The organism is Bacillus sp. JJ783 (assembly GCF_036963225.1).
In the GTDB taxonomy this organism is placed as follows: domain Bacteria; phylum Bacillota; class Bacilli; order Bacillales; family Bacillaceae_G; genus Bacillus_A; species Bacillus_A cereus_U.
This window is the reverse complement of sequence record NZ_JBALMG010000241.1, coordinates 1-1,330: the sequence shown is the minus strand read 5'-3', so window position 1 is coordinate 1,330 and position 1,330 is coordinate 1. Positions and strand designations below refer to the sequence as shown.

The following is a 1,330-nucleotide window of genomic DNA, read 5'->3' as shown; positions in this document are numbered from 1 at the left end:
GTAATAGTAACAGTATGTCTAAGATTTATAGATTCATTGCAATTATCATTAAGTTTTTGCACCAGAACCGGACTCTTGAAATAGAGCTTATCTTTTAAGAATAAAGGGTTTGTCTTTGTTTATTATTATGGACTTTAGTTTGGAGAAATAAACATACTCGGTGATTGGGGATTAAAAAGTAAGTAGGATCCTGTGAAATTTAAAGGTGTTCTTGGGGATCTTCTATAATTCCTTTCAAACAGTTGTATTTATAGTGAAAAGGACATCTGGAATTGAAAAATAGATTAAGGAACTGTTGAGTGACAATAAGTTGTTCTGTTAAAGGGCCAGATTGTGAAGCAATACCACTTGAGTAACTTAATTCAAATGGGTTCTTTTTATTCTATAATTAATTAAACAAATTATAAAAATTATTTTTAATAAAGTTTAATATTTTATTAATATTATTAAAAAATATGTTAAACTAATATTAATAAAAGTGAATGGAGGGCAAAGCTGTGGATATTAATAATATTCCAAACTGGATTTTAGCCTTGGAAAATGAGGATTTAGAGTTTGTTAAAAACTTAGTACTTCATTCGGGTTCTTTAAAAGAGATTGCAAAAGTTTATGAGGTATCATACCCAACAGTAAGACTTAAACTTGATCGATTAATCGATAAAATAAAAATGAATGATGCCGTAGAAAACGAGGAATTTATTAAATTTATCAAGAGCCTGTCGATTGATGATCGGATAAGTGTCGAAGATGCAAAATTGATTATTGAAAAATATAAACAAGAAAGAGATGGGGAATAATGGTTCTTATTTATGCTGGTATTTTAGCTGTTCAATTTTTCTTATCAAGTAGAAACAATATCTATTGGGGGGCAATTTTACCAGTAGCACATATTGTATTTCTGACATGGTTGTTTATAACGAATCGTATTGAAAGTACTATTGGTTTTATCCTTTATCTATTATTAGGGATGTTTTTCTTATGTATAGAATGGAATCTAGGTAGAAAGTATTTTCATAAGAAGATACAAAAAGAATTGGATAAAATGAAAACCCACGACATGAAATAGAGAAAATAGTTGTTTAAAATAAATTAGATAAAAACAAGCATCCCTGGCGTGGATGCTTGTTTTTAAATCTTATTTGTAATACAGATAATAGAAGAATAATTTCTAGACCATGATGTTTTTTTGAGAAGTACAGGGTACATCTTGCACATATTTTGGCTAAAATAGGAGATATTCTAATTTGTTTATGCTAGTTAAGATGTGATTTAAAATTCCTATTAGATCGTCCTCATATCTATTCGTTATGAGGAGAATGAAGAACTATAT

General features: G+C 28.6%; 2 protein-coding genes. Both read left to right on the top strand.

Annotated features, from left to right (window positions below):
- The first annotated feature begins 497 nt into the window (after window positions 1-497).
- A complete protein-coding gene (locus tag V7038_RS29020) occupies window positions 498-797 on the top strand; it encodes a DUF2089 family protein (RefSeq protein WP_016104021.1) in 300 nt (99 codons plus the stop codon).
- Window positions 797-1,066 carry a hypothetical protein gene (locus V7038_RS29015; RefSeq protein WP_078181609.1) on the top strand — a complete coding sequence of 90 codons (270 nt, stop codon included), beginning with the start codon at window positions 797-799 and terminating at the stop codon, window positions 1,064-1,066. The genes V7038_RS29020 and V7038_RS29015 overlap by 1 nt, the downstream gene beginning before the upstream one ends.
- Window positions 1,067-1,330 lie beyond the last annotated feature (264 nt).